This is a genomic window from Janthinobacterium sp. 35 (assembly GCF_002754575.1).
Lineage (GTDB): Bacteria > Pseudomonadota > Gammaproteobacteria > Burkholderiales > Burkholderiaceae_D > Janthinobacterium > Janthinobacterium tructae.
In genome coordinates this window covers 2,049,916-2,071,445 of record NZ_PEFN01000001.1, presented here as the reverse complement: position 1 = coordinate 2,071,445, position 21,530 = coordinate 2,049,916, and the positions used below count along the sequence as shown (strand labels likewise).

General features: G+C 64.7%; 23 protein-coding genes. 17 read left to right on the top strand and 6 right to left on the bottom strand.

Annotated elements, in window-relative coordinates:
• Positions 1–35 precede the first annotated feature (35 nt).
• Both CLU93_RS09275 and CLU93_RS09270 read right to left on the bottom strand, forming a co-directional pair.
• Positions 36–839 (bottom strand): metallophosphoesterase family protein, encoded by an 804-nt coding sequence (locus CLU93_RS09275; RefSeq protein WP_099760858.1) that lies wholly within the window; start codon positions 837–839, stop codon positions 36–38.
• Positions 840–885: 46 nt separating this feature from the next.
• Positions 886–1,791, bottom strand: coding sequence for a LysR family transcriptional regulator (locus tag CLU93_RS09270; RefSeq protein ID WP_099760857.1), 906 nt, complete (start codon positions 1,789–1,791; stop codon positions 886–888).
• Positions 1,792–1,909: 118 nt separating this feature from the next.
• Between CLU93_RS09270 and CLU93_RS09265 the strand changes: the two genes are divergently transcribed.
• Positions 1,910–2,776 carry a pirin family protein gene (locus CLU93_RS09265; RefSeq protein WP_099760856.1) on the top strand — a complete coding sequence of 289 codons (867 nt, stop codon included), beginning with the start codon at positions 1,910–1,912 and terminating at the stop codon, positions 2,774–2,776.
• Positions 2,777–2,832: 56 nt separating this feature from the next.
• Positions 2,833–3,534: an isochorismatase family protein gene (locus CLU93_RS09260; protein ID WP_207780966.1), complete on the top strand. Its 702-nt coding sequence runs from the start codon at positions 2,833–2,835 to the stop codon at positions 3,532–3,534.
• A 5-nt stretch (positions 3,535–3,539) separates the two neighbouring features.
• Here the strand turns inward: CLU93_RS09260 and CLU93_RS09255 are convergent, their stop codons facing one another.
• Entirely contained in the window at positions 3,540–4,301 is a 762-nt protein-coding gene (locus tag CLU93_RS09255; protein ID WP_099760855.1) for a substrate-binding periplasmic protein, read from the bottom strand.
• 135 nt (positions 4,302–4,436) lie between these two features.
• Here CLU93_RS09255 and pnuC point away from each other — a divergent pair, with 135 nt between their 5' ends.
• Together pnuC and CLU93_RS09245 are read left to right on the top strand one after the other, a co-directional pair.
• Entirely contained in the window at positions 4,437–5,027 is a 591-nt protein-coding gene (pnuC, locus tag CLU93_RS09250) for a nicotinamide riboside transporter PnuC (RefSeq protein WP_180287832.1), read from the top strand.
• A 331-nt stretch (positions 5,028–5,358) separates the two neighbouring features.
• Complete coding sequence (locus CLU93_RS09245; protein WP_099760854.1) at positions 5,359–7,926, top strand: TonB-dependent receptor; 2,568 nt, start codon at positions 5,359–5,361, stop codon at positions 7,924–7,926.
• Positions 7,927–7,935: 9 nt separating this feature from the next.
• Here the strand turns inward: CLU93_RS09245 and CLU93_RS09240 are convergent, their stop codons facing one another.
• Positions 7,936–8,742 carry a response regulator transcription factor gene (locus CLU93_RS09240; RefSeq protein WP_099760853.1) on the bottom strand — a complete coding sequence of 269 codons (807 nt, stop codon included), beginning with the start codon at positions 8,740–8,742 and terminating at the stop codon, positions 7,936–7,938.
• A 3-nt stretch (positions 8,743–8,745) separates the two neighbouring features.
• Between CLU93_RS09240 and CLU93_RS28190 the strand changes: the two genes are divergently transcribed.
• The 4 genes from CLU93_RS28190 (at position 8,746) to CLU93_RS09230 (ending at position 10,980) form a co-directional block, all read left to right on the top strand.
• Positions 8,746–8,889: a hypothetical protein gene (locus CLU93_RS28190; RefSeq protein WP_180287831.1), complete on the top strand. Its 144-nt coding sequence runs from the start codon at positions 8,746–8,748 to the stop codon at positions 8,887–8,889.
• Between the two features lie 199 nt (positions 8,890–9,088).
• Positions 9,089–9,250 carry a hypothetical protein gene (locus tag CLU93_RS28185; protein WP_180287830.1) on the top strand — a complete coding sequence of 54 codons (162 nt, stop codon included), beginning with the start codon at positions 9,089–9,091 and terminating at the stop codon, positions 9,248–9,250.
• A 119-nt stretch (positions 9,251–9,369) separates the two neighbouring features.
• Positions 9,370–9,927: a winged helix-turn-helix transcriptional regulator gene (locus tag CLU93_RS09235; protein ID WP_071080157.1), complete on the top strand. Its 558-nt coding sequence runs from the start codon at positions 9,370–9,372 to the stop codon at positions 9,925–9,927.
• Positions 9,928–10,026: 99 nt separating this feature from the next.
• A complete protein-coding gene (locus CLU93_RS09230; RefSeq protein WP_099760852.1) occupies positions 10,027–10,980 on the top strand; it encodes an AEC family transporter in 954 nt (317 codons plus the stop codon).
• Here the strand turns inward: CLU93_RS09230 and CLU93_RS09225 are convergent.
• Both CLU93_RS09225 and CLU93_RS09220 read right to left on the bottom strand, forming a co-directional pair.
• Complete coding sequence (locus CLU93_RS09225) at positions 10,964–11,617, bottom strand: FMN-binding negative transcriptional regulator (RefSeq protein WP_099760851.1); 654 nt, start codon at positions 11,615–11,617, stop codon at positions 10,964–10,966. The genes CLU93_RS09230 and CLU93_RS09225 overlap by 17 nt on opposite strands.
• Entirely contained in the window at positions 11,618–12,079 is a 462-nt protein-coding gene (locus CLU93_RS09220; protein WP_099760850.1) for an OsmC family protein, read from the bottom strand.
• A 107-nt stretch (positions 12,080–12,186) separates the two neighbouring features.
• On the opposite strand from CLU93_RS09220, the gene pdxR reads away from it, so the two are divergent.
• The 9 genes from pdxR to CLU93_RS09175 all read left to right on the top strand — a co-directional run bounded on the left by pdxR (position 12,187) and on the right by CLU93_RS09175 (position 21,530).
• Complete coding sequence (gene pdxR / locus CLU93_RS09215; protein WP_099760849.1) at positions 12,187–13,683, top strand: MocR-like pyridoxine biosynthesis transcription factor PdxR; 1,497 nt, start codon at positions 12,187–12,189, stop codon at positions 13,681–13,683.
• Between the two features lie 38 nt (positions 13,684–13,721).
• Entirely contained in the window at positions 13,722–14,285 is a 564-nt protein-coding gene (locus CLU93_RS09210; RefSeq protein WP_099764316.1) for a DNA-3-methyladenine glycosylase I, read from the top strand.
• Positions 14,285–15,916, top strand: coding sequence for an FAD-dependent 5-carboxymethylaminomethyl-2-thiouridine(34) oxidoreductase MnmC (gene mnmC / locus CLU93_RS09205; RefSeq protein WP_099760848.1), 1,632 nt, complete (start codon positions 14,285–14,287; stop codon positions 15,914–15,916). Before CLU93_RS09210 ends, mnmC begins: the two co-directional genes overlap by 1 nt.
• 197 nt (positions 15,917–16,113) lie before the next feature.
• Positions 16,114–16,611, top strand: a complete 498-nt coding sequence (locus tag CLU93_RS09200; RefSeq protein ID WP_099760847.1) for a rhodanese-like domain-containing protein — start codon at positions 16,114–16,116, stop codon at positions 16,609–16,611.
• Positions 16,612–16,630: 19 nt separating this feature from the next.
• Positions 16,631–17,617, top strand: coding sequence for a serine O-acetyltransferase EpsC (gene epsC / locus CLU93_RS09195; protein WP_099760846.1), 987 nt, complete (start codon positions 16,631–16,633; stop codon positions 17,615–17,617).
• A gap of 7 nt (positions 17,618–17,624) precedes the next feature.
• A complete protein-coding gene (locus CLU93_RS09190; RefSeq protein WP_070305409.1) occupies positions 17,625–17,849 on the top strand; it encodes a helix-turn-helix domain-containing protein in 225 nt (74 codons plus the stop codon).
• 113 nt (positions 17,850–17,962) lie between these two features.
• Positions 17,963–18,892, top strand: coding sequence for a family 2A encapsulin nanocompartment shell protein (locus CLU93_RS09185; RefSeq protein WP_099760844.1), 930 nt, complete (start codon positions 17,963–17,965; stop codon positions 18,890–18,892).
• Positions 18,867–20,654: a family 2A encapsulin nanocompartment cargo protein cysteine desulfurase gene (locus CLU93_RS09180; RefSeq protein ID WP_099760843.1), complete on the top strand. Its 1,788-nt coding sequence runs from the start codon at positions 18,867–18,869 to the stop codon at positions 20,652–20,654. The genes CLU93_RS09185 and CLU93_RS09180 overlap by 26 nt, the downstream gene beginning before the upstream one ends.
• Positions 20,655–20,810: 156 nt before the next feature.
• A complete protein-coding gene (locus tag CLU93_RS09175; RefSeq protein ID WP_099760842.1) occupies positions 20,811–21,530 on the top strand; it encodes a sensor histidine kinase in 720 nt (239 codons plus the stop codon).

Genomic DNA, 21,530 nt, shown 5'->3' with positions numbered 1-21,530 from the left:
CAGCAATGGCTGGCGGGCCGGCGCAAACCTGACGATTAGCGAGCCGGTAGCTCGACGATGAAGTTCGGATCAAAACGGGGATTTTGCGGCGTGCCGCTGCGCGTCTTGTAGCCGCACGGGTTGCTGACCACGCGGCACTGGCCGATCCGATAGTCGCGCGAAGCGTGGATGTGGCCATGCACCCACAGGTCCGCCTGCGCGGCCAGGTCGTCCAGGCGCGAAGCATAGGCGGGCGAACACGCCTCGCTGCCATACGCATCATCGACCGATAGCAGCGACGGCGCCATGTGGCTGATGACGACTGTCGCGCCTTCGAACGGCTGCGCCAGTTCGCGCGCCAGCCAGGCTTTTTGCTGCGCGTGGAACATGGCCGTGTCGGTCGCACGCAGCTTGCGATAGCCCATGTTGGCCAGACGGATGCGCTTGTAGTCGTTCATGATGGCTTGCGCATCGTGCATGGCCGCTTGCCGCGTGTCGTCGCCCAGCAGGCGGAAATCCGTCCACAGGGTAGCGCCCAGGAAGCGCACCTGCTTGCCGGCCTGGTCGGTGATGACGTGGCTGTCGGCGTCGAGCAAATGCACGTTGTCGGTGGCGGCGCAGGCTGCGCGCAGCTCCTGACGCACCTTGTCCAGATAGTGGCCATAGCCTTCGTGGTTGCCATGCACGTACAGCACGGGCAGTCCCGCAAACGTGCTGGCCGCCCAGGCGACGGCGCGGGTGCCCGTGTCGATGTCGCCGGCCAGGATCACGGCATCGGGACGGCTGAGCGCGAGGTCGCCTTGCGGCGCATCCTCGCGCCATAACTCATGGTGCAGGTCCGACAAAATCAATAAACGCATGCGGTATCCAGGCGATTGGAGGGTACGCCATCGTACCTGAAAAGCCTCACTCTTCCTCCAGCGCGGCGAAGCTGTGCGCCAGGTAGTCGATCAGCGCGCGCACGGCCGGCAGCAGGCCGCGCCGCGACGGGAAGACGGCGTGGATGATTTCGCGCTGCGGCCGCCACTGCGCCATCAGCGGCAGTAGGCTGCCGTTGGCTACCTGTTCGACGATCATCATGGTCGGCAGCTGCACCACGCCCACGCCGGCCACGGCCGCGTCGCGCAGGGTCAGCATGTCGCCCGTGACGAAGCGCGGCGTATGCCGCAGCTGGGCGCGCGCTCCGCCCGGGCCGTGCAAATCCCATTGGTAGTGCTGTTGCGGCGCGCCCAAGGCCAGGCTGGGCCAGTCGGCCAGGTCGGCCGGCGCGGTTGGCCTGGTGGCGTCGCCGAACAGCAGCGGGCTGCCCACCATGCACTGGCTGCGCTCGGCCAGCACGCGCAGTACCAGATCGCTGTCGGGCAGCGGCGGCGGACGCACGCGGATGGCCACGTCGATGCCTTCGGCCACCAGGTCGACGCGGCGGTTGCTCGCTTCGAGCAGCAGGGTCACTTGCGGATGCTCGCGCATGAAGCCGGCCAGCATGGGCGCGACCAGCGAATGCAGCAGGGCGATGGGGCAGGACAGGCGCACCGTGCCGCGCGGCGCCGCCCGCGTCAGGTCGATCGCTTCCTGCGCCGCTTCCGCTTCCACCAGCATGGCCTTGCAATGCTCGTAAAACGTCTGGCCCACGTCGGTGACGGAAAAATGCCGCGTCGTGCGCTGCAGCAGGCGCACGCCGAGGCGCTCTTCGAGCAGCGCGATGCGCCGGCTCAGTTTGGATTTCGGCATGCCCAGCGCGCGTCCGGCCGGGGCGAAGCCGCCATGGTCGACCACCTGCACAAAGTAATACAAATCGTTCAGATCCTGCATGCCGCCTCCTTGATCGTTCTATTTTTGGAACGCTGATGGCGAATTTTACCGTCTACCGCCTCTATCGTTGCAAGAGTATTCTGACTCCATCGTCATGCACACCCCACAGGAGATCGAGATGAATACAGTCACAGGTATCTACAGCGCACCGCGCCAGCACTGGGTCGGCGACGGTTTCCCCGTGCGCTCGATGTTTTCGTACACCGGCCATGGCAAGCAGCTGAGCCCCTTCCTGCTGCTCGACTATGCAGGCCCTGCCGAATTTGCACCCGGCACGCGTCCGCCCGGCGTCGGTTCACACCCGCACCGCGGCTTTGAAACGGTGACCATCGTCTACAAGGGCGAAGTGGCGCACCGCGATTCGACGGGCCAGGGCGGCGTGATCGGCCCCGGCGACGTGCAGTGGATGACGGCCGGCGCCGGCATCCTGCATGAAGAGTTTCACTCGCCTGCCTTCACGCAGTCGGGCGGCACGCTGGAAATGGTGCAGCTGTGGGTGAACCTGCCGGCGAAAAACAAGATGACGGCGCCCGGCTACCAGGCCATCACCAGCGACACGATTCCCACCGTGGCGCTGCCCGATGGTGCCGGCTCGGTGCGCGTGATCGCCGGCGATTTCGCTGGCCAGCATGGCCCGGCCCGCACGTTCTCGACTATGCAGGTGTGGGATGTGCGCCTGGCGCAGGGCAAGCTGACGCAGCTGCCGGTGCACGCCGGCTGGAGCACGGCGCTGATCGTCCTGCACGGCACGGTGCTGGTGAATGGCGAGAGCGTGGTGCGCGAAGCGCAGATGGCGCTGTTCGAACGCGATGGCGACAGCATCACCGTCGAGGCGAACAGCGACGCCGTGGTACTGCTGCTGAGCGGCGAGCCGATCGACGAACCCATCGTCGGCCATGGCCCCTTCGTCATGAATACCGAGGCGGAAATCGCGCAGGCGTTCGAGGATTTCAACAGCGGCCGCTTCGCCCGCATCGAGAAGTAATTCATTTGTGCAGTACCCATGCCGCATCCCGCGGCATGGTTTTTCAGGAGACCACCATGAGCACCCCCGCCAACTTCCAAGGTTTGCCACCGATGATCGATCCCGACGACGCCGTCATGCTGCTGATCGACCACCAGAGCGGTTTGTTCCAGCTGGTGCGCGACATCGAGCAGCACGTGCTGCGCGGCCACGTCACGGCGCTGGCCAAGCTGTCGCGCCTGGCCAACATGCCGACTTTTACCACTGCTTCCGTGCCCGACGGCCCGAACGGCCCATTGATCCCGGAAATCCACCATTTCAACCCGGATGCCGTCTACATCCCGCGCACAGGCCAGATCAATGCCTGGGACAATCCGGCCTGGGTAGAAGCCATCGAAAAGACGGGCCGCAAGACCCTGCTGATCGCCGGTACGCTGACCAGCGTGTGCATGGCTTTTCCTACCATCAGCGCGCTGGCGGCCGGCTACAAGGTGTTTGCCATCATCGACGCCTCGGGCAACTGGTCGAAGATGGCCACTGACATCACCATGGCGCGCGTGACGCAGGCGGGCGCCGTGCCGATCGATACGTATGCGGTGCTGGCTGAAGTGATGAGCACCTGGAACCGCGCCGATGCGATGGAATTCGCCGCCATCATGACGGACCATATCGTGCCGCCGTACCGCGCGCTGATCGAAAGCTACGACAAGGCGCAGGGCGTACAAAAGAATGGCCGCGAGACGAAGCTGGAAATTCTGGAAGCGGCCAGCAAGGGCTGATCACCTTACGGCGCGTCATAGCGGGCGCGTATCGCCGCCAGCACGCCACGCTGTTCCAGGTGCGTGATGGCGGCGTTCAGGCGCGCCAGGTCGTCGGCGCTGGTCGTGCGCGCATTGAGCATCAGGTGCACGGGGGCGCGCAGGACCAGGAAGGGCAGGGCGTGCAAGGCGACGCCCTGCAGGCGCGCTTCGTGGCGTACGGCCAGCACGTCGCCCAGCAACAGGTCGGCGCGGCCCGCGTCGAGCATGCGGATGCCCTGCTGGAAGCTGCCGAAGGTATTCAGTCGACCGGCCTTTTCCAGCGCCGGCCGGGCCGCCGCATACTGCGCGCCATACCAGCCCACTTTGGGCGCCAGCAAGGTCGACTTGCCGCGCGCCAGCTGCGCGAAGCTACCGACATGGCGCTGCACGGCGTGCGTGCCGGCCTTGCCGAAGATGCCCACGGTTTCGTCGCGGTAGCTCACGCTGAAACGCGCATACGCATGGCGCTCCGAGGTGTCGGACGCGGCCAGCATCAGGTCCAGCCCCCCTTTCTGGAACAGCAACTGGCGCCGCGCCGTGGGCAGTTCCGGCGCGGTCAGCAAGGTGCAGTGCGCTTCCTTGAAAATGGCGCGCAGCAGCTCCAGGTCCAGGCCCGTATAGCGGCCCTGGGCATCGCGGTAGAGATACGGCGGCCACTGTTCCAGCGCCATCGTCATGCGGCAGGCCTGGGCGGGCAGAACGCTGCCGAGCAGCATTGCCGCAAGCAGCACGTGGCGCAAGCGCATGGAACATCTCCGCAGTGGTTCAGGGGTACTGTTTGCCAATTTGCCAGAATGGCCACGGAAGTCAAGCAGTGCATGGCTGGTTGCGGATATCAAATGGGCTATAGTGGCGGCGTGCCCCACTCAAAGGAAGACCGCTTGACTCCCCCGCTCGAGATCGCCGCCAATGTCTTGATGACTGCCTCCATCATCCTGGCTGGACGCAATAATATTCATTCCTGGTGGATCGGTATGGTCGGCTGCGTGCTGTTTGCCGTGCTGTTTTTCCAGGTCAACCTGTATGCCGACGTGATGCTGCAGCTGTTTTTCATCGTCACCTGCGTCATCGGCTGGCTGCAATGGCGGCGCGGCGCCGGCGGCAAACCGTTGCCGATCACGCGCACGGGCTGGCGCAGCCTGGCCTGGGTGGTGCCAGCCGGCATCGCCTCGGTGGCCATCTACGGCATGCTGCTGCACCGGTTTACGAATGCCTACGCGCCTTTCATCGATTCGGCAGTGTTGGTATTTAGCATCATCGCGCAATTCTTGCTGATGAGCCGGCGCATCGAAACCTGGGCCTTCTGGCTGCTGGTCAATACCGTGGCCGTGCCGCTCTACTACAGCCGCGGCCTGCACCTGACGGCCGTGCTGTATGCGGCTTACTGGGTCAATGCCCTGATTTCCTGGTACTGGTGGGGCGTGCAGGCACGCCGCGCGGCGGCCGCGCCGCAGGCGATGGCCGACGCCTGATATTGCCAAACGCCAAGTCCTTAGATTCAAATCGTATATACAATCAATTTTTAATTCGTTCACGCCATAAAGACGCCGAGATATAGTGGCCTTTCCCCGCTTACCGGTGTCTTTTATGTTGCGCTTTAGTCTTTCCGCCTGTTTTTATGCCGCCCCGCACCAGCTGACCATGCAATGCATGGCCCAGTCGATGCCGGTGCGTGCCCGTCCACGCATCCCGTAAGTCATTCCCATTCGTTTCGTTGTCGTTTGCCCGCTGGCCCACCCGGTCCGCGTGCCCCTGCTCGGCCTTTTTTATCGGAAAAAGGCTCAATCCCAATAAGAGGAAACCATGTTCAAACCACTCTCCATCAGTCTTGCCATCGCCGCCGCCTTTCCCGCTTTCCCCATCCTTGCCCACGCCGAGGAGGACATGCTGCGGGTCAACGTCACCGGCTCGAATATCCGCGTCAGCGAAAAGGAGGGCGCCAGCGCGGTGCAGGTCATCACGGCCAAGGAATTGAAAGCCAGCGGCAAGACCAGCGTCTCGGATGTGCTGCGCGCCATCTCCGCCAACAGTGGCAACAGCTACAACGAACAATATACGGGCAGTTTCTCGGCCGGCACCTCGGGCCTGTCGCTGCGTGGCATCGGCCAGAAAAATACCCTGATCCTCGTCAATGGCAAGCGCGTGGCCAGCTATGCGACGGCGCAAAACCTGCAGGAAACCTTTGTCGACCTGAACAGCCTGCCGATGGCGGCCGTGCAGCGCATCGAAGTGCTCAAGGATGGCGCCTCGTCCATCTACGGCTCCGACGCCGTGGCCGGCGTGGTCAACATCATCCTGTACAAGGAATTCACGGGCACGGACGTCACGGCGCAGTGGGGCGGCTCGACGCAAGGCACGGGCCAGCATGAAAAGAGCGCGGCGCTGCAGACGGGTTTCGGCAAGCTGGAGGAAGACGGCTACAGCCTGGTCTTCTCGATCGATGCGCAGCAGCGCGACAAGCTGCAGCAAGGCGACGTGGCGTGGATGCGCGATGCGGACTTCCGCAAGCAGCAGCGGGGCAGCCTGGGCTGGGCCATCACCAATTACGCGGGCACGGACCCGACCCGGATCCTGGGCGGCGTGCGCGGACCATTGCAACTGGTCAATTATGGCGACATCACGCCCGGCAAGACGGGCCAAGTGCTGGCGTATAACCCGTCGCCGTATAAAACCCTGATTCCCGGCATCGAGCGCGTGCACACGGCCGCGCGCGCCACCTTCAAACTGAACGCGGATACGGAAGCGTATGTCGACTTGCTGCACAGCTATTCGCGCGCCGACCAGACCTTCAGCGCGCCGCTCACCGTCAACAATGCCACGCGCGTGTGGAACAACGCCACTCAGGCGCTCGACACCATTCCTGTCGTGCTGCCTGTCGGCCACCCGAACAATCCCGGTGCCACGCCCCTGCCGTTCACGGCTACCCTGTTCGACCTGGGGCCGCGCCTGAAGCAGGACAAGGTCACCTTCTACCGCGCGCTGGCCGGCGCCAAGGGTACCGTGGCAGGCTGGGACTGGGATGCGGCCGTGGGCCATTCGAGCAGCAAGCTGGAAGAGACGGTGCAAAATTTCGTCAACCGCTATGAATTCCAGAAGGTGCTGGCCGACGGCAGTTATAACTTCTTTGACCAGTCGCAAAACAGCGAAGCGGTGCGCAATCGCCTGCGCCTGTCGACCCTGCGTCCGGCCGAGTCGACCCTCGACACCGTCGATTTCTCGGCCGCGAAAGACTTGTGGCAGCTGCCGGCCGGTCCGCTGGGCTTTGCCGCTGGCGCTCAGTGGCGCCGCGAAAAGATGGATTCGCAAACCTCGACGGCCGTGCTGTCGGGCACGGAGCTGCGCCCGGCGATCAACATCATCAACGGCTCGCGCAGCGTGTCGGCCCTGTTTGCCGAATTCAACGTGCCCGTGGTGAAAGACCTGTCCGTCAACGTGGCGGGCCGCGCCGACCATTACAGCGATTTCGGCAATGCGTTTTCGCCGAAAGCCAGCGCCCGCTACCAGGCGGCGCCGTGGCTGCTGGTGCGCGGTACCGTGTCGCGCGGCTTCCGCGCGCCGTCGCTGCCGGAAATCACGCAAAGCACGGCCGTCAGCTATGTCAGCGTGCTCGATCCGAAGGACCCTGTCACGCCGACGCAGACGCGCGGCGTGACGGCCATTACCATCGCCAATACGGCGCTGCGGCCGGAACGGTCGAATAACCTGAACCTGGGCGTGGTGGTCTCGCCGACCAGCAGCTCGAGCATCGGCCTCGATTACTACCGCATCAAGCAAGATGGTGTGATCGGCACGGAAAGCGCCACCACCACCCTCGCCAATGAAGCGTCGGCGCCGCAGAAGATCACGCGCGACGCCGATGGCCGCATCACGACCCTGTACCGCCAGTACCGCAACCAGGGACAGCGTGAAGTGTCGGGCATCGACCTTGACCTGCGCCAGCGCTTCGTCGACCAGGACTGGGGCAAGCTGACCCTGGCCGGCCAGCTGAGCCGCGTGCTGCGCTTTGCCGAACCGCTGTCCGATGGCGCACCGCTGACGAACGGCGCAGGCACCAATTATTTCGGCTCCATCCCGAAATGGCGCGGCGTCACCTCGGCCACCTGGGAGCAGGGAAAATGGTCGTCCACGCTGACCTGGAACTATGTGGGCAGCTATGCGCAAAACACGCATCTCGATGAATCGGTGGCCGCGTTCAGCACCTTCGACGTGACCAGCAGCTGGCAGGTGACACCCAAGGCGAACGTCACCTTCATCGTGCAAAACCTGGCCAACAAACGCGCACCGTGGGATTACTCAGCCTCGGGCTTCGACTATACACAGGCCGACCCGCGCGGACGCTTCGCCTCGCTCAAGCTGAACTACAAGTTCTGATCAGCAGTTCTAATGCCCGTTTGACACCTGCCGCTGGCCCGTCTGCTCCTGCAGGCGCTGGCGGTAGGCGCTGGGCGTCATGCCCATGCGTTCGCGAAAGGCGGTGGCGAAGTTGCCCGCGTTGTGAAAGCCGATCAGCAGGGCGACATCCTGCACGTCGATGTCTGTCTGCTGCAGCAATGCCACGCCGCGGGCGATGCGCGCTTCGCGGATGAAGGCAAACACCGTCATGCCCGTTTGTTCGCGGAACATCAGGGTCAGCTTTTCGCGGTAGGTGCCCACGCTGCGGGCGATCTCGGACAGGTTGGGCAGGCTGCCCAGGTTATCGAGAATGAGCTGTTTGACGGCATTGACGAACACCAGGTCGGGATGCTGGGGCTTGTCGCGGATAGGCATCGTGGCTGGCAAGGTACTGTTGCTCTTACGCATCAACCCCAGGTGGATATGGATGCGCGCGGCCAGTTCTTCCGGCGTGAACGGCTTCGAAATGTAGTCGACACCGCCCACCTGCAAGCCCATGATGCGTTCCTTGGCGGCATCTGCGCCGCTGAGAAAGATGACGGGTATCTGTTCCGTTTCGGGATTGGCCTTGAGCAATCGGCATGCCGTGTAGCCATCCATCTCGGGCATGCGCACGTCGAGCAGGATCAGGTCGGGATGCGTGGCCAATGCCAGCTGGTAGCCCTGGTAGCCGTTGAACGCGATGCTGAAACGGTAGGGCTGCTCGCTGAGCAGCTCCATCAGCATGCGTTGCTCGAACGCGGAATCGTCCACGATCAAGATGTTTTTTTTGACGGTTTCGCTGGTCAATGGCATGGCATGGATGACTTAACCAAAAAGCAAGTGTGGCTTATTATGCCTCGCTTTTTCTTTTTTTTCTGCTTTTCTCGTGTTTCAAAAGAGGTTTCTCCGCCAGAAGAAGCGGCGATTTCCCAGATCGCTAATAATTCACCCATGCATTGACTTAAAGCAATGTCGATTATTAAAAAATCTGTTTTGCAAATGCGGCAAAAAACCGACGCCCTCAGGTTCCTGGCTCTCGGCGCTGATATTTTGTTGTCCTGGTTTGCGTGCCCCAAAAAACGCCGGCAATACCGTGACTATCCTCGACGTCCTTCATATTGACGGGCTCATTAATGATGTTCGATCATCAGGAGGTATCATGTTGCGAGTTATTTCCCCCCACCTTATCGTTGCCGCCAGCACGGCACTGCTGCCGCGTGGCGCCGACGCGGCCGTGTATCTGAACGTCAATATGAGCGTGCGTGTGACCTGCACCACGCGCTACCTGAGCGGCACCGGCGCCCGATACCTGCATTCCTGAGGCTCAACCTCCGCCTTGTCCGTGCCGAGGCTGGCCTCGTCGCGCAGGAAAATACATGTTTCCGTGTTGCAACTGAGATTTTTTCGATTGTTGTGTTGAATTAATGTGAGGAGATGGTCATGAAACATACCAACTTTAACAATTTGCCTTGCCCGATTGCCCGCAGCCTGGGCAAGGTGGGCGAATGGTGGAGCATCCTCATCCTGCGCGAAGCGTTTTATGGCAAGACGCGCTTCGACGAATTTGAAAAAAGCCTCAAGATCGCCCCCACCATCCTGACGCGCCGCCTGGCGGACCTGGTGGAGGGCGGCTTGATGACGCGCCGCCTGTATTGCGCCAAGCCGCCGCGCTACGACTATGTGCTGAGCAAGTCCGGGCGCGCCTTCAAGCCCGTCTTGCTGGCCTTTATCGCCTGGGGCAATGAAAATTTCGCGCCGGAAGGCGCCAGCCTCGTCATCGCCAGCCGCGACACGGGCCTGGCTGCCGATCCCGTGCTGGTCGATGCCATGACGGGCTTGCCCATCAATGATGAGTACTACGCGTTTGCGCCGGGGCCGGCCGCCAGCGACAGCATGCGCAGCATCATCCTCGATGCGGAAAAAAGCAGCGGCATCGCACCCAAACCGAAGCCAGCGCCAGCCAACCGGGGCTGGGTGGCAGAAGGGCATCTGGCCTAAGGCGCGACGGCAGGCGAGATCCGCGCCCAGCGTCAACCATGGCCGTGCGAGCGGCCTGCGCCAGGGGATGCTGCACGAGGCGCGCTACAATGGCGCTCCATGCTGACCATCCTCGCCATCACCTTTCCGTTCTTCGCCCTGGTGCTGTGCGGCTACCTGGCCGTGCGGCGCACGCTGCTGCCGCTGGCCGCCATCGGTGGCTTGAACAGTTTTGTCCTGTACTTCGCACTGCCCTGCATGCTGTACCGCTTCGGCGCCGCCACGCCCATCGCCCAACTGCTCGACGCCAGCGTGTTCGGCGTCTACCTGCTATGCGCGCTGATCATGGTGGGCGTCACCATGGCCATGACGCTGAGCCACCGCATCGACTGGAACAACGCCGCCTTCGGCGCGCTGGTGGCGGCCTTCCCGAACACCGGCTTCATGGGCGTGCCGCTGCTATTGACCTTGCTCGGGCCGCGTTCCTCGGGCCCCGTCATCGTCACCATCGTCGTCGACTTGCTCATTACCAGTTCGCTGTGCATCGCCCTGTCGCGCATCGGCAGCGGCGGCGCGCACGGCAGCCGCACGGCCGTCGTCAACGCCATGAAGGGCATGGTGGGTAATCCCATGCCATGGGCGATCGTGCTGGGCGCCTTGACGTCGTGGCAGGCACTGGCCTTGCCCAAGCCTTTGACGCAGACGGTGGGCCTGCTGGCCGATGCCGCCTCTCCTGTCGCCCTGTTTACCATCGGCGCCGTGCTGGCCCGTTCGCAGATGAGCACCAGCGACCCGGCGCCGCTGGGGGAATATGTGCCGGTGGCGCTGAAAAAACTGCTGCTGCATCCGCTGCTGGTATGGGGCATCGGCCACGCGGCCATCGCGCTGGGCGCGCCGCTCGATCCGTTCGCGCTGACTTGCATGGTGCTGGTGGCGTGCCTGCCCAGCGCCAGCAACGTCTCGCTGCTGTCGGAACGCTTCGGGGCGAACACGGCGCGCATCGCCCGCATCATTTTAGTGTCGACGGCGCTGTCGTTTTTGACGTTTTCGGCGGCCGTCAGCTGGCTGGCTTGACGTTCGCGGCGATCAGCGCACCCAGCGCCTGCGCCGCACCGGGTTGATGGTCCAGCGCCAGACCATGCGCCATGCTGGCCTGGTCTTGCATGCTGCGGTTCTGTCCCAGCTTCCATTTTCCCGTGATGCGCGTGAGGGCAATTTCGATGCCGACGATGGCTTTTAACAGCTTGTCGATATAGGCGGCCGGCGCATCGCTCACCCGCCACGGCGCGGCTTGATCTGCCTCATGGCGTGCCGTCAGCCGCTCCACCAATCCCAGCAGCCATGCCGCGTCGTCGATGGCGCGCAGGGGGCCGTGCGCGTGCACCACCGCATAGTTGAAGGTGGGGACTTCCTTGCCGCTGCGCTGCTTTTCCGCATACCAGGCGGGCGTGATGTAGGCGTGCGGCCCCTGGAAAATCACCATGCATTCATCTTCTTCGCCCGCCGCGCGCCACACGGGATTGGCGCGTGCCACGTGGGCGCGCAGGATGCCGAACGGGGCGTCAGGCGTGGGTGCGGAGATCTCGAACGGCAGATGGTCGGCGCACAGGCCATCCTTGCCGTGGCGCACCAGCGCGCCCAGCGGATGCACGTCGATCAGGCCATGCAGCACGTCGAGGCGTTCTTCGCGGAAGGTGGCGGGCGTGTACATCTAGGCGACGCCTTCCACGACCACATCGGCCGTCAGCGAATTGGCGATGTAGCAGCGCTCGTGCGCGTCGTGGTGCAGGGTGGCCAATGCTTCTGGCGAGGGTGCCGCGCCGGAAAACACGATGCGTGGACGTAGCGCGATGCGCGTCATGGCCAGGCGGCCTGCGGCATTTTTTCCCAACTCGCCGACGGCGTCGTCGCGGTAGTCGTCGATGACGTAGCCGCGCTGCGCTGCCAGCGACAGGAAGAACAGCATGTGGCAGCTCGATGTGGCGGCCACCAGCGCTTCTTCCGGGTCGATATTTGCTGCCACCGACATGGGCAGCGGCACGGACAAGGGCGACGACGAGGCGGGTACCGTCAGGCCGCCGTCGAACTGCCATGCATGGCCACGGCTATAGCGCTGGCTGGCGAAATCCTGGCCGTCGCGCTGCCAGGCCACGGTGGCGAAAAACTGATGCATGGTTGCTCCACGGGAGTAAGAGGGGATGCGTCATCTTAGCGCCAGTCTTGGCTATTTAAAACAGCCAATAAGTGCTATCTTGAAGCTACCAATTCAAGAGCGCCACCATGCCAGCTTCCCACCTGAACCAGATCATCGCCGCCTTGCCGCTGCAGCGCGGCACCACCGAACCGCTGTTCCGCCAGCTGTATGCGGCCATCAAGACCGCCATCCTCGATGGCCGCATGAGTCCCGGCATGCAGCTGCCGCCCACGCGCGATTTTTGCCGCCTGCTGGCCGTGTCGCGCCAGACGGTGCTCAATGCGTATGCGCTGTTGACGGCGGAAGGCTATCTCGATGGCGCCGTGGGACGCGGCACTTTTGTCAGCCGCGACGTTCCCTTGTCCGTACCGGTGGCCGCGCCGGCCGGCAAGATGGATCCACCTGGCCTGCTGCGGCCGCTGTCGGCACGCGGGCAGGGTGTGGTGGCGGCCATGCGCCAGGTGGCGTTCCACCGGGGCCCGCTGCGCGCTTTCCGCGTCGGCATGCCGCGCATCGACCATTTTCCATTCGACGTGTGGAACCGCCTGGAAGCGCGGCGCTGGCGCCGCCCCGACCATCATTTCGGCTACAGCGACCCGGCCGGCTACCTGCCGCTGCGCGAGCTGCTGTGCGTGTACCTGAAGGCCTCGCGTGGCGTCCAGTGCACGCCGCAGCAGATCGTCATCACCTCCGGTTCGCAGCAGGCGCTGTTCCTGCTCTCGACTATTTTGCTGGCACCGGGCGACGCGGCCTGGATGGAGTCGCCCGGCTACCGGGGCGCCAGCGGTCCCTTGCGCGCGGCCGGCGCGTGCGTCTTTCCCGTTCCCGTCGATGCGCAGGGGCTGGACGTGGCGTATGGCGTGGCGCACTGTCCGCAGGCGAAGCTGGCCTATGTGACGCCGTCGCACCAGATGCCGCTGGGCGTGAGCATGAGTTTACCGCGCCGCCTGGCCCTGCTGGCCTGGGCCGCACACAACAAGGCCTGGCTGGTGGAGGACGATTACGACAGCGAGTACCGCTACACGGGCGCGCCGCTGGCGTCCCTGCAAAGCCTGGACCGCGATGGCTGCGTGGTCTACGTGGGTACCATGTCGAAAGTGCTGTTCCCCGGCCTGCGCCTCGGTTACATGGTGGCGCCGCCCGCGCTGGCCGAGGCGCTGGTGCAGGCCAAGGCCGTGATGGACCGCCACACGGCCATCGTGCCGCAGATGGCGCTGGCGGACTTCATCGCCGAGGGCCACTTTGGCCGGCATATCCGCCGCACGCGCGACAGCAATGCCGAACGGCGCGATCAGCTGGTGCGCGGCTTGGCGCACGAACTCGACGACCAGCTCGTGTGCGGCCCGGCCGACAGCGGCCTGGAATTGTGCGCGTACTTTCGCGCTGGCCATGATGAAGAAACGGTGTCGCGCGCGGGGCTGGAACGGGGCATCGAACTGCGTCCGCTGGGGCACTATGCCGACCCTGACGCCGGTGCCGCCTGCGCCACGCCGCCCGGGCTGCTGTTGGGCTTTGCCGCGATTGCCCCGGCAGAGATGCAGCACGGCCTGCTGGAACTGGGGCGCCTGCTGCGCGGCCGATAAACTATACTGGTGCTTGCCCGCACATGAAGAACACGACCATGACTATTACCCGCTGCACCTGGGCCAACCCGGCCAATCCCCGCTACCTCGACTATCACGACACGGAGTGGGGCGTGCCTTGCCACGACGAGCGCCGGCTGTTCGAGATGCTGAACCTGGAAGGCGCGCAGGCTGGCCTGAGCTGGGAAACCATCTTGAATAAACGCGACACCTACCGCGCCGCTTTCGATGAATGGGACGCGGAGAAGATCGCCGCGTATGGCCCGGACAAGGTGGCACAGTTGCTGGCGGACCCCGGCATCGTGCGCAACCGCCTGAAGGTGGCGGCGGCCATCACGAATGCGCAAGCCTATTTGCGCCTGCGTGCGCAAGGCCAGACCCTGGACAGCTTTTTGTGGGCGTATGTCGATGGCCAGCCCATCGTCAACAGCTGGCAGCCGGGCGAGTTTCCCGCCAAGACGGCCTTGTCCGACACATTGTCGAAAGACTTGCTCAAGCTGGGCTTCAAGTTCGTCGGCTCGACCATCGTCTACGCCTACATGCAGGGTATCGGCATGGTCAACGACCATGCGCCGGCCTGCTTTTGCCGCGCGGGGCATTGATGCGCCGCGCGCTGGTCCTGCTCGACACGGATTTTGACGGCGCCCGCTTTGGCGCCGCCTGTGCGGCGCATGGCGGTCGCCGCCTGCATTACATCGCGCTGGCGCCGCGTCCCGTCGATGCCAGCCACTTGCCCGAGCAGTGGCGCGCACAGTGGCCGCTTTGCGTGCCGGGCCTGCACCGCATGGTCTCGCACGATGGCATCGTCACGCTCGATGTGCTGATCGGCGAGCCCGATGCCTGCCTGGCGCAATTGTCGGCGCGTGTCGATGAAGTGCTGCTGGCCTGGGTGCCTGCCGCCATGGCGGTGCTGGCGCGCCTGATGCTCGATGGCGGCCAGCTGCATGCGCTGCACCTGGACGAGGCACAGCGCACGCAGTTGCAACAGACTGGTTTTGTCTTCGACGAAAGCCGCTTGCGCGCCGTGTTTTATGCGCGGCGCGCAGAGTACGCGGCCGTCACCGTGCCCGAGCGGCGCGCCATCGTCATCGGTGCGGGCGTGGCCGGCGCGGCCGCCTGCGAACGGCTGGCCGCGCGCGGCTGGAAGGTGACCCTGATCGAGCGCCACGCGCAGCCGGCCAGCGCAGCGTCGGGCAACCTGGCCGGCATCTTCATGCCGTTGCTGTCGAAGGACGACAACATCGCCACGCGCCTGACGCGCGCCGCCTATCTGTACTCGCTGCGCCGCTGGAAAGACCTGGGCGGCATCGGCGCCGCCATCGAGGGTGCGCAAAGCGGCGTGCTGCACCTGGCGCGCGACGGCGCGCATGCGCAGGTGCAGCGGCAGATCGCCGGCAGTGGCCTGTATCCGCGCGAATTTGCCCGCTGGCTGGAAGCGCCCGAGGCGAGCGCCATGCTGGGCGCGCCGGCGCCAGACGGCGCCTGGTGGTTCGCACAGGGTGGCTGGGCGCGTCCGTCTTCCGTCTGCGCGGCCATGCTGGACGCTTGCGGCACCTTGCTCACGCGGCGCTTTTCCAGCAGCGCCCTGCGCCTGGAACGTGGCGATCAGGAGTGGCTGGTGCGCGATGCGGACGGAGCCCTGATCGCGGCGGCGCCTACCGTCATCCTGGCGGCCGGCACGGGGGCAGTCGATTTCGAACAGGCGGCCGGCCTGCCGCTGGACGCCGTGCGCGGCCAGGTCACGCACCTGGCCGAAGGCAGTCTGCCATCGTTGCCGTTCGTCGTCTGCCGCGAAGCCTACATGACGCCGGCATACCAGGGCGTCGTGTGTGTGGGCGCGACCTATGCTGCCGATGCAGACAGCAGCCTGCGCATGGATAGCCAGCACGACAATATCGCGAAGATCGCCGACATCCTCGATCTGTCTCCGTTCGAGGCGCCGCTGGCCGGGCGCACGGGCTTTCGCTGCATGGCGCCGGACCGCCTGCCGCTGGCGGGCGCCTTGCCCGATCCCGGCGTGCCAGGGCGCTGCGAGCACCTGCGCGATGTGCCGCGCTGGCCCGGCCTGTTTGGCTTGCTGGGGTACGCTTCGCGCGGCCTGATCTGGGCGCCGCTGGCGGCCGAGCTGCTGGCTTGCCAGCTGGAGGGCGAGCCGTTGCCGCTGGAGATTCAATTGGCCGCTGCTTTGGACCCAGCCCGCTTCCTGCTGCGCGAACGCCGGCGCGCTTCCTGATGACACCCAGAGGCAAATTCTGGGGTCGGACCCTCAGGGGGAATATGCCCCAATGGGGCATATTCCGATTCCGAAGGAACTGACCCCATATACGTTTTCCAGCTTTCCAAACTCTTTTTAATTTGTTTTCCGAACAACATAAGTTCGCTACAGTGGACTCGTGCTGGTTTTTGACGACGGAATAAAGAGGTGGAACGATGGCTGCTGCAGAACTGATTTTCGACCCCCGCGCCGCGCACGGCGAGGCGGCTTTTGACGAGGTGCTCAATCTTGCGCGCACCCAGGCGCAGGCGCAGGGCTTGCCGTATGCGGGCATCGTCAGCGCGCAGGATGCATGGCAGCTGGTGCAGGCTGGCAAAGCCGTGCTGGTCGACGTGCGCACCAACGAGGAACGCACGTTCGTCGGCTACGTGCCCGCCTCGCTGCACGTGGCGTGGGCCACCGGCACGGCCATGCACCGCAATCCCCGCTTTACGCGCGAACTGGAAGCGAAGGTGGGTGGCAAGGATGCTGTCGTGGTGCTGCTGTGCCGCAGCGGCAAGCGCTCGGCCGCAGCCGCCGAAGCGGCCGCCAAGGCGGGTTTCACGCACGTCTTCAATATCGCGCAAGGCTTCGAGGGCGACCTCGACGCGCAGCAGCAGCGTGGCCACAGCGGTGGCTGGCGCTGGCATGCGCTGCCCTGGCTGCAAGATTAACGCTCCTCCCGGGACCACCATGAACCAGCGAGCCATTCCCCCCGCCTCCCTTGCCGCGCAGCCGCAATGGGAACTGCGCCAGATCGTCGATGAATTGCGTGCCGTGCGCGCACAGTGGCGCGAAGGGCTGGCCAGCAGCCAGGAGTGCGGCGCGCGCGAATTTCCGTCGCGCCAGCACTTGCGCGATATCGTCGACGCCTTGTGTGCGGCCCTGTTTCCCATGCGCCTGGGGCCCCTCGACCTGCAGCAGGAGAGCGAAGATTTCTTTGTCGGCCACACGCTCGACACGACCCTCACGGGATTGCACGAACAGGTGCGGCGCGAACTCAGTTACCACGCGCGCCAGCACGGCTTGCAGCAGACGGTCTCCATCGAACAGCAGGCGCTGGCCATCGTGCAGCGCTTCGCCCGCGCATTGCCGCGCATCCGCGCCCAGCTCGACACGGACGTGGCGGCCGCCTTCCATGGCGACCCGGCCGCGCACAGCGTCGATGAAGTGCTGCTGTGCTATCCGGGCATCCTGGCCATCATCCACTACCGCCTGGCGCATACCCTGTATGCACTCGGCGCGCCGCTGGTGGCGCGCATCATCGCCGAGGTGGCCCATTCGCAGACGGGCATCGACATCCACCCGGGCGCCAACATCGGCAGCAGCTTTTTCATCGATCATGGCACGGGCGTGGTGATCGGCGAGACGGCCATCATCGGCGAACGGGTACGCATTTATCAAGCCGTCACCCTGGGCGCCAAGCGCTTTCCCGTCGGCTTTGATGGCGTGCTGAAAAAGGGACTGGCGCGCCACCCCATCGTGCAGGACGACGTGGTCATCTACGCGGGCGCGACGATCCTGGGACGGGTGACCATCGGCCAGGGTTCCGTCATCGGCGGCAATGTCTGGCTGACCCGCAGCGTGGCGCCCGGCAGCCATGTCGCGCAAGCGCACAACCAGCAGGAAGCAGCGGATTTACCGGCGCCATCGCACCCCGCTTTTGCCCACCACCCATGAGGACAGCATGTTGATCAAACAGTTTGGACTGGCCGTGCGCCAGTTGCGCGAAGGGCATGGCTGGTCGCAGGAGCGGCTGGCCGAAGCGGCCGACTTGAACCGCTCCTTCATCGGCGAAATCGAACGGGGCGCCGCTACGCCGTCGCTGCTGACGGTGGAAAAGCTGGCCGTCGCGCTGGGTGTCGGCCTGGCGGGATTGATGGCCCGCTGCGAACCGGAGCTGGTGGATTAGGTCATTGAAAACGCCGCGTTGATGGCGATAGCATGTTGAGGAAAAGAGAGGGGTACTCGATACTTTATTCGTTTTTCAGATAAGCATATTCACTTTTCTCATCAGGAGTAGTCATGACAGCAGCAACAGAGAACCAGTTCGCGCTGGGCGACAACGCCGCGCGCCAGCTGGCCAATGCAAGCAAGAGCGTCCCCCAGTTATCCACGATCACGCCGCGCTGGCTGGTGCACCTGCTGCAATGGCTGCCCGTGGAAGCGGGTATCTACCGCCTCAATCGCGTGAAAAATCCGAAGGATGTGCGCGTGGCCTGCTCGCAGCGCGACGAGTCGGAACTGCCGCAAACCTTCGTCGACTATGACGACCAGCCGCGCGAGTATTTTCTCAATGCCGTCAGCACGGTGCTCGACGTGCACACGCGCGTGTCGGACCTGTACAGCAGCCCGCACGACCAGATCAAGGAGCAGCTGCGCCTGACCATCGAGACGATCAAGGAGCGCCAGGAAAGCGAACTGATCAACAATCCCGACTACGGCTTGCTGGCCAGCGTGCATGACGACCAGCGCATCTTTACCCTGACGGGCGCGCCCACGCCGGACGACCTCGACGAACTGCTGACGAAAGTGTGGAAGGAGCCGGGTTTCTTCCTCGCGCACCCGCTGGCGATTGCCGCTTTTGGGCGCGAATGCACGCGCCGCGGCGTGCCGCCGCCGACCGTCAGTCTGTTCGGTTCGCAGTTTTTGACCTGGCGCGGCGTGCCGCTGGTGCCGTCCGACAAACTGCCCATCGAAGACGGCAAGACGAAAATCATCCTGCTGCGCGCGGGCGAGCAGCGCCAGGGCGTGATCGGCCTGTTCCAGCCTGGCCTGGCGGGTGAGCAAAGCCCTGGCCTGTCCGTGCGCTTCATGGGCATCAACCGCCACGCGATTTCGTCCTATCTGATTTCGCTGTATTGCTCGCTGGCCGTGCTGACCGACGATGCGCTGGCCGTACTGGAAGACGTGGAGATCGGTAAATACCATGACTACCCAGACACCTACAAGTGATGGCGCGGCGGCCTTGCCCGCCGTCCCGTTTCTGCCCGACGAAGCGACCGTGAACCGGCTGGCCGGTGAGTTTTTTGCGCGCCTGCCGGGATTGGCCCCTGCGTTGGACAAGTCACCCAGCCTTGGCGGTTCCGGCAGCGTGCTCGATGCGGCGCCCCGCTACGCGCACCGGCCGCCGCCGCAGCCCGGACCTTCGTTCGCCGCCATCGCCCCCGGCGTGGCGACGGCGCAAGTGCCGCCCGTGACGGCACCTTTGGAGTCGCCGATTGCGCCGGCGCCGGCTTCCGTGCCGACACCACGGCTATCCGCCCTCAGTGCACCGTCGCCCTACTATTTTGTCGGTGGCGCGCATGGCTATCCCGCGTCGAACGGCAAGCTCGATGGCCTGGCGCAGCAGGGGCTGGGACAGGTGGCCCCCGATGCCACGCCGCAGCGCGCGCCCGCGCACCAGCTGCCCGTGACGCCGTCCAACAGCCAGCCCGCGTTCTATTTCCAGACCGAGTTGCCCGCGGCGACGCAGCCGGGCCAACGCCAGGCGCCCGCGCCGTTCGACGTGCACGCCGTGCGGCGCGATTTTCCCGTGCTGGCAGAGCGCGTCAACGGCAAGCCATTGGCCTGGTTCGATAATGCGGCCACCACGCACAAGCCGCAGTCGGTGATCGACCGCGTGGCGTATTTCTATGCGCACGAGAATTCGAACATCCATCGGGCGGCGCACGCACTGGCGGCGCGCGCCAGCGATGCGTACGAGGCCGCGCGCGCCAAGGTGGCCCATTTCCTGGGCGCCGCCTCGGCCAATGAAATCATCTTCGTGCGCGGCGCCACGGAAGGCATCAATCTGATCGCCAATACCTTTGGCCGCAAGTACATCGGCAGCGGCGACGAGATCATCGTCTCGCAGCTCGAGCACCATGCCAACATCGTGCCGTGGCAGCAACTGGCGGCGGAAAAGGGCGCGACACTGCGCGTGATTCCCGTCGACGACAGCGGCCAGATCATCGTCGATGAATTCCGCAAGCTGCTCAACGGGCGCACCAAGCTGGTGTCCGTGACGCAGGTGTCGAATGCGCTGGGCACGGTGACGCCCGTGGCACAGATCATCGCGCTGGCGCATGCGGCCGGCGTGCGCGTGCTGGTCGATGGCGCGCAAGCCGTATCGCACCTGCGCGTGGACGTGCAGGCGCTGGGTGCGGATTTTTACGTGTTTTCGGGGCATAAAGTGTTCGGCCCGACGGGCATCGGCGCCGTGTATGGCAAGGCGGACTTGCTGGAGCAACTGCCGCCATGGCAGGGCGGCGGCAACATGATCGCCGACGTGACGTTCGAGCGCACCGTCTACCAGGGCGTGCCGAACCGTTTCGAGGCGGGCACGGGCAATATCGCCGATGCCGTGGGCCTGGGTGCGGCCATCGATTACGTGCAGCGCATCGGCCTGGACAACATCGCCGCCTACGAGCACGCGCTGCTGGAATACGCCACGCACCAGCTGCAGGCGATTGCCGGCGTGCGCCTGATCGGCACCGCATTCGAGAAGGCCAGCGTGGCCTCGTTCGTGCTGGCCGGCTACGAGCCGGCGGAAGTGGGCCGTGCCCTGAACGACGAGGGCATCGCCGTGCGCTCGGGCCACCACTGTGCCCAGCCGATTTTGCGCCGCTTCGGCGTGGAAGCGACCGTGCGGCCATCGTTCGCCTTCTACAACACGTATGAGGAAATCGACCGGATGATCGCGGTGGTGCGCCGCCTGGCGGGTGCGCGCCGCTGATCTTGCCGGCTTATCAAGACTATGCCGCCCTTGCGCCAGCGGGGGCGGCATTGTTGCGTCAGGTCACGGACTTTGCGCGCGGCTGGCTGGCGTCTGCAGGCTGGCGGTATAATTTATCCTTGGCAATATTGAAGCTGCGGCCCAAGGAGATATCCGGTGGAAAATCAACACAGCTCGCCCGAGCTTTTCCTGTTCCTGGCGTCGACCGTGCACGACATGAAAAATTCGATCAGCGTGGTCAGCGGCACTTTGGAGTCGCTGCTGGCGGCCGAGCAGGCCAAGCCCGCGCCGCAGGCCGACCCCGCCTATCTGCAGATGGCGCAAATGCTGTACCAGACCAAGCGCCTCAACGATAACCTGATCCAGCTGCTGGCCCTGTACAAGGAAGTGGGCAAGCCCGGCTACCCGTTTGACGTGCAGCCGCAACTGGTGAGCCAGGTGGTCGACCAGGTGGTGGACCAGGAAAAGATCCTGCTGGCCTCGAAAGGCATCCGCCTGGAGACGGCTTGCCCGGCCGAGCTGATCTGGACCCTCGATGAAGACCTGGTCATCGGCGTGCTGGCGCATGCCATCAACAACGCCATCCGCTACACGAAGGACACGATCCGCCTGTCGGTGCAGGAGCACGACGACATGCTCGAGCTGCGCGTGGACGACAATGGCGACGGCTACTCGCAGGCGCTGCTCGACGCGGGCAGCGCAGCCATGGATGGCATGGCGGCCGGCGTGAACTTTTCCACCAACAGCACGGGACTGGGCCTGTATTTCTCCAGCGAAGTGGCGAAGATGCACAAGCACCGGGGCCGTAGCGGCAGCATCGCCCTGGAAAATGGCGGCGCGCTGGGCGGCGGCTGTTTCATCCTGCGCCTGCCCTGA